We start from the raw sequence: 6455 nt of genomic DNA, 5'->3' as shown, positions 1-6455 counted from the left end.
ATATTGATGTCCAATTAATTTTAAGATTGTTTGTCCATCACTAACTCGCCATAAATGAATGATCTTTTGAATATCAGAATTTGCTATAATCTCACCTTGGGGATGATAAGCTACTTTTAAAACCAGGGCAAGATTTTGGAGAAATTTCACATTTTTAAAGTCTGCATAACTAAAATTAACTCCTTTTACTGATATTTGTGATAAGTCGGTTTGCCAAATCGGTAATTCTGAAAAATCATAGTCTTTAAGAGGTAATTTTAGACTATTATAAATATTGATTAAATTGCCTACTCCATAATTTGCCATTACTGAATTTCTTAATTGATGGAGAATATTTTGTAAATGTTTTTGCAGACTAATTTTAACAGGAAAAGTTTTTTGTAATAAACTAACTAATGGCTCAATAATTAATCTTTTTTGCGTTTCTGTTACATATTCTTTAACGGTGGTTTTATTTAGGGAATATTTACCAAATAAATCTATTTTAAAATCAATTAATTCTTGATAAATTTGATTAATTAAATTATCTAATATATATTCCATAATTACAGCTTGTTGAGTATATTTTCCTTCTTTTTGTTCGATGAGCGATCGCCCAATTAAAGATTCTAAACTCTGTAATAATTCTGACTTAGTAATAGGCGGAAAAATATCTTGTTCCAATTCTTGAATAGATGTTAATTCTCGATTAATAGCTAACCAATTCATAATCGTTTTTTCCCCAGTGCTAAGACGGGTAAATTGTTCATCTAATAAACGATTTAGCCCATTAAAAATAAAAGTTTTCTCTAATAAAAATGTTTGAATGTCACCATTAAATAAATCTTGAATTGAAGTTGCTATAATTTTAATAGCCAGGGGACTATTATCATATAGATTGGTTAAATATTGTTTATCTTCTGAATTTCCTTGAATATTTCTGGCTTCTAAAATACTTAGAGATGCTTCTAAACAACCTTGGACAATAATACTTTTTACCTTAGTTTCTTTTCCTTCTAAATAATTAACTTCGGGAGATTTTTCTCTGCTAGTAATAATAATACGACTTTGATGATCAGACTCTCCTAAACAGCGAATCAAATTACCATAATTTTCAAAACCTGAACGATAATAACCAATTTTTCCTGATTCTAAAATTGTCTCAAAATTATCTAATAAGATTAAACAACGATGATCTTGAAGAAAAATTAATAAATCTTCAGTTTTTCCTTGTAAATTTTCTGATTTTGAAATAACAGTAACTAGATCAGTTATTAAAGTATTTAAAGGAGGTGCATTACGCAGCGATCGCCAAATTATTACTTCAAAATCTTCTTGATATTGTTGAGCAAACTTAACACTTAAAGCAGTTTTACCAATACCGCCCAGCCCTAATAAACTAATTAAACGATTATCATGATGAAAAATTACATCTTTAAGTTGTTTGATTTCTTCATCTCTACCATAAAATTTCTCTAAAATTGGACAAGCATTCCAATCTATAATTTTTATTTTCTGATGTATTTTTTGACTTTGGTTAATTTCCGCTTGATATTTTTCTGTAATAATCGTGCGAAAATTCTTTTTGGTAATTTTAGTATTGAGATATTGGGATAATAATTGCCATAATTTCGCAGCAACCCGCTTAATATAATTAGCATCATAACTAATTTCTTCAGCAATTTCAGAATAACTCTTTTCTAATAAAACTTCTTTTAAAATTAATTCCATTATCGGAGTTAAACTATCTGGAGGAATGATAGTTTTCAGATAGTTAATAACTTGTCCAAAATCATTGATTAATAACATATAGGTTCTTAGGTACTTATTATGCTAAGTTACCAGTCGGTAATAGGACCAAGAGAAAAAATTTGGTTCTACCGCTCCCTTTATGGAGAAATAGGATTGAAATACCAAGGTAGTAAGGCACGAACTCGGAAATTTTCAAAATTCCGAAATCCATAACTGAGCCGTTTAATTAATTTGAGTTTGTTATTAATTCCTTCAACAGCACCATTAGATGTCTTACAGCACTTCCTTTGTGTTATGAGGTACAAGAACCCCACCCCCAACCCCCTCCCCGCTCTTCGATAGGGGGCTAAGATGTACCTCATAAGAGCGAAAACTGCTGTATGGTCAAAATAGCCTGCTACTTCTTCAAACCATCTACTAAGTAGATTGGCGTTAAAAATTGTCGTTATGGCAAGGGAACAGGGAACAGAGAAGAGGTTTTGGGCAACTTTACTTTTCGTTACATATTTCGGTTTTTTTCCGTTCACCTACTTAAAATCAGCCAGTAGTTTTTGATGATAATTTTCCTCAAAAAGTAACTTTTTTAGAAATTTAAGTAACCTTTATACACTTACATAATTTCACTTACATCATACTCTAGTAAATAAATTATAGCACTCAGTCACAAGGAAAGGAAACAAATGGGTATGTTAGTGGGGTCATACGACCAGTGGCACGCTGACCAAGGATGGTGCGGGTACGTTGAACCTCGGCGGTGTGAATACCTATACCGCTGGAACCCAGGCGATCGCTTATTCTTCCTATTTCTCGTTTTGGCATAAGTCCATGAACAAGGCAAGGAATAGCAAAATCTTTGTAGTGCAAGGATTTTAGTTTGCTTGAACGCTTTTTGGAACCATGCGAAACGGGAGTTTCAACAACAGAACTATCATCAATTTCACAAAAAATACCACCTGTAAATAATTCATTGATAAATTATCATGGGTCACGGTAGGATAAGACTTTAGCCATCGCATCAGATGTAATCAATGAAAAACTTACAGCAAGAAACAACCTTCCAAGTTGTATATTTATGATGGTGGCGAAATAAGTGAATTCGCATTATGGGTTTCTTGAATATGGCCACACTTTTGACAGAATCAGAAGAAAAGTCTAGTAACTCATTTCTGCCAGTGAACGCCTCCGAAGGGTTGTGGGAATGGTTAGAAAAAGAGCAGATCAGCATTGGTTTTACCACTTATCAGACTAATCGTTTGATGTTGGTGGGTCGGAAGGCTAACGGCAGATTGGCGATTAACGAGCGGTTGTTTGATAAACCGATGGGACTTTATGCCCAAGGTGACAGCCTCTACATGAGTACGCGCTATCAAATTTGGCAGTTTGACAATCATTTGGCCAAGGGCGAAACCTATCAAGAAGCCGATCGCCTATATGTACCGAGTCATAGCTATACGACAGGTAGCCTGAATGTTCACGATCTGGTTTTAGACAAAACTGGCACACCAGTGTTCATAAATACAGACTTTAGCTGTCTGGCAACGATCGCCGAGGGTTATAGTTTTGCACCGATTTGGCAACCGCCATTTATTACAAAACTGGTAGCCGAAGATCGCTGTCATCTCAACGGTTTAGCGATGGTGGAAGGAGAACCTGCCTATGTCACCGCTTGCAGTATGACTGACAGTGCCGCAGGATGGCGATCGCACCGCAATGATGGGGGTATTGTTCTGCATATTCCTAGCAATGAAATTGTGCTGGGAGGTCTATCAATGCCCCATTCGCCGCGATGGTATCAGGGGAAATTATGGATTTTGAATGCGGGGACGGGGGAACTGGGCTATGTCGATGATAGCAAGTTTATACCGATCGCCTTTTGTCCTGGATTTGTGAGGGGATTAGCCTTTTGGGGTGATTTAGCGATCTTGGGACTATCGAAACTGAGGTCGGCAAGTTTTTCGGGATTGGTGCTAGAAGAACGGCTATTAGCAGAAGGAAAAACCGCCCAATGTGGATTGATGGTAATTAATTTGCATAGTGGCGAAATTGTCCATTCTCTGTTTTTAGACAAACCGATTGAAGAGTTATTTGATGTGGTGGTGTTGCCCAATGTCTGTCGTCCTATGTCCTTGGGTTTTCAGGATGAAGATATTGAGCGATTGGTGACATTTCCGAGTTCCAATGGATTGGTGACGACTAAGCCAACCGTAAAACGTCCTAGTGATTCCACACTCATGATCGCAGGATTGGCAACGAAGGAAAGAGTGGATCGCGAAAATCAGGAATCGCGGGAATATGAAGCAATGGAACGGCAAGAACAACTTGCTGGGGTAGAGATCAAGTTTCAGAGGGTTTTTCATCTGAATCCCGAAAGTTTAGCACCATACAATGGGATGACTTTTCCGAGTTTGCAACAACGTTGGCAAAGTCAACCGCAACGGGGTGAGGTGATTGGAGTTTCGGCTTCGGTTTTGGGGGATATGGTAGGTTTTGCGATCGCGGAATTGTTACCCGATTTTAAGGCGGAAATAATTTCGTTGTTTGTTGATCCAGACCACCGACAAAAGGGCATTGGCACAAAAATGTTGGCTTTTTTAGAGCGGGAGATATGGTCGCAGAAGTTTGAGCAAATTATTTTGGTTTACGAGCCGACTCCTTTGGCTGAAAAGGCTTTAGCATCAATGCTTCGTAAGTTGGGATGGGCTGAACCCCGATCGCTGTCTAATGGTTTAAAATTCTCTCAAAAAATAGCCCAGGGCAAAATTTTATCAAAGGCAAAACCTGTCAGTGATGCAGCCAAATTAATGTTTGATGCGGGAAAAGCTCAGGTTAAAGATAATAATTTAGAAAAAGCGATCGTCTATTTTCAGGAAGCCATTCGCCTGCAAGGGGATTATCTAGCGGCCTATAATCAATTGGGAAATGTCTTACAAACTTTGGGAAAATCTGAAGAAGCGATCGCCTGTTATCAAAAAGTATTAGAAATTAATCCTAATATGGCCGCCGCCCATTGCAATCTGGGTAGTATTTGGCAAATTCAGCGGAAAAATGAAGAGGCGATCGCTGCCTATCAACGGGCGATACAGATAAAACCTGATTTTGCTTTAGCCTATCAGAACTTAGGCAAACTCTATGGTAATCAACACCAACTTCGAGCCGCAGAAAACTGTCTTAATCAAGCCCTAAAACTGCAACCCCAAAACCCACAAATTTATCAAGAACTGGGCAATATACTCCGACAAACTGGCAGAATTGAAGATGCCTTAATTTGTTTTCGTAACGCTATTAAACTTAATCCACAATTCAGTGAAGCCTAACATAATCTGGGTTGTTTATTGATGACCAAAGGACAATAATTTTCCTCAAAAAGTTACTTTTTTAGAAATTTAAGTAACTTTTATGCACTTATATAATTAGTCTCTTATATCATAATGTAAGAAATACCAACAATTCCAAATATAAAGTGTAGTCAAACAGGCAAAAATCTGGAAGTGCTTACTGGAAAGAGGTTTCATGTCAATATTTAGAATCAACGTAACGCTCTATTGAGTGATTGATCAAGTTTATTTGCCGGTTACTTACTCTCCAAGAGACAAAGACCTAATGGCAACGGCAACAACTCGCACAGGACTTAGAGGATGTTTGAAAAGTTTTTAATGTATAAATAAACCCCTCTTGTAAACCTCTCCCCGACGCGGGGAGACGCTTTGAAACCCCCATTCCCTGGTAGGGAAGGGGGGCTGGGGGGTTAGGTTATTGGAAATTATTGGAAATTATTGGTTCTATCTAATACTTTATGGCTAACGCCACGCTATGCCTGATGCCTCCGGCTCCCGCAGGGATACGGCACACTTCGTGAACGCTATCAAACAACCTCTTAAAGTGTTTACCACGATTCTCGATAAAACCTATCAAACAGTCCGAAAAGTGGCTCTTGATTTCAAATCAAACATGAAGATTGTTTTTGATGAATTCTTGCCGCAATGGAATTACACCGCTAAACCAGAATTACAGGTTATTTAATCCACGATCCTAACCTCTTTAAAATCAACAGTAGCAACGGTGCTGTCACCTCCAAAACTGCTTTTGTTAATTGATGTTTTACAGATTGTCATACCTAATAATCCATTACTACCTAAGTGACTCTAACTTATATGAATATCAACCTCCAGCTTGCCCTCGACCTCGCCTACAACCAACTCAACACCGTTGCCCAATCCCCGGAGTATTGGACAATTCTTAATAGCATCTTCGGCACAAACTACAACTCCGTCCTTGCCCAAACCTTACAACAAGAATGGCAAGCAGGGAACTTTAGTACCTTACCGCCGGTTGAAATCCTCAACAGCAGCATTTTAGGCAAAGCCAATGGAGCCTACGCCGCCAGTAATAACACCATTTATCTAGCCGATACCTTTGTCGCCACGGCCACCTCAGCCCAACTAGTTGCCGTTCTTCTCGAAGAAATTGGTCATGCTGTAGATGCAAAAATCAACAGCAGTGATACCCCTGGAGATGAAGGGGAACTCTTTTCCCTCTTAGTGCGGGGCATTACCCCCAGTGGAACGGAGTTAAGTCGGATTCAAAGTGAAAATGATCAGGCGATAATTACCCTAGATGGGCAACCAGTGGCGATCGAAATGGCCGTTAACGAAGCTCCAGTTATTACCAGCGCTGCCACCGCCAGCTTTGCAGAAAACGGCACAAGCACAGTTTACACCGTCACT

General features: G+C 38.4%; 4 protein-coding genes and 2 pseudogenes. 4 read left to right on the top strand and 2 right to left on the bottom strand.

Annotation, left to right across the window (positions count from 1 at the left end; genetic code table 11):
- Positions 1-1788 (bottom strand): NB-ARC domain-containing protein (locus tag FJR37_RS25250; protein ID WP_254434668.1); only part of this gene is annotated, 1788 nt, incomplete at its 3' end.
- A gap of 80 nt (positions 1789-1868) precedes the next feature.
- Positions 1869-2006, bottom strand: a pseudogene (locus FJR37_RS25245) (transposase); the annotation flags it as partial.
- 442 nt (positions 2007-2448) lie between these two features.
- On the opposite strand from FJR37_RS25245, the gene FJR37_RS27920 reads away from it, so the two are divergent.
- From FJR37_RS27920 to FJR37_RS25225, 4 genes and pseudogenes are all read left to right on the top strand, one after another.
- A complete protein-coding gene (locus tag FJR37_RS27920) occupies positions 2449-2604 on the top strand; it encodes an autotransporter-associated beta strand repeat-containing protein (protein WP_371416170.1) in 156 nt (51 codons plus the stop codon).
- Between the two features lie 245 nt (positions 2605-2849).
- The gene (locus FJR37_RS25235; RefSeq protein ID WP_168467434.1) at positions 2850-5045 is read left to right on the top strand and encodes a TIGR03032 family protein; all 2196 of its coding nucleotides are present in this window, start codon (positions 2850-2852) and stop codon (positions 5043-5045) included.
- 538 nt (positions 5046-5583) lie between these two features.
- Positions 5584-5751, top strand: coding sequence for a hypothetical protein (locus tag FJR37_RS25230; RefSeq protein WP_217355388.1), 168 nt, complete (start codon positions 5584-5586; stop codon positions 5749-5751).
- Positions 5752-5867: 116 nt separating this feature from the next.
- Positions 5868-6455, top strand: a pseudogene (locus FJR37_RS25225) (hypothetical protein); the annotation flags it as partial.

The organism is Aphanizomenon sp. UHCC 0183, from assembly GCF_009712065.1.
Taxonomy (GTDB): Bacteria; Cyanobacteriota; Cyanobacteriia; order Cyanobacteriales; family Nostocaceae; genus Dolichospermum; species Dolichospermum heterosporum.
This window is presented reverse-complemented; position numbering and strand designations above follow the sequence as displayed.

Excerpts from the sequence above, each read along its gene's own strand:
- FJR37_RS25235 (WP_168467434.1), top strand. The coding sequence starts at position 2,850 with ATGGCCACACTTTTGACAGAATCAGAAGAAAAGTCTAGTAACTCATTT.